Source organism: Rhizobium sp. SVR5-2C (assembly GCF_056755115.1).
The window spans coordinates 1-264 of record NZ_JBNDHT010000427.1 but is presented as its reverse complement, the minus strand read 5'-3'; the positions used below and the strand labels follow the sequence as shown (position 1 = coordinate 264).

General features: G+C 64.0%; 1 protein-coding gene. It reads right to left on the bottom strand.

The genetic code is table 11. The features are described from left to right. The coding region (locus ACPYOI_RS36385; RefSeq protein WP_481424218.1) for an Ig-like domain-containing protein at positions 1-264 on the bottom strand (264 nt) is incomplete at both ends.

The following is a 264-nucleotide window of genomic DNA, read 5'->3' as shown; positions in this document are numbered from 1 at the left end:
GATCCACGGTAATGGTGGTGGTGGCCGATGGCGTACTGGTGTTGCCCGCGGCATCGGTGGCGGTGGCGGTGAAGTTATGCGTGCCTTCCGTCAGTGTGGTGGTGGTTTGCGGTAGCGTCCAGTTGCCGTTCGCATCGGCGGTGACCGTGCCGACAAGCGTCGTGCCGTCATAGATGCGCACCGTCGCGTTGGCTTCGGCGGTCCCGTTCAGCGCTGGACGCGCGTCATTAGTCGGGTTATTGCCGGTTACCGGTCCGGTGATGC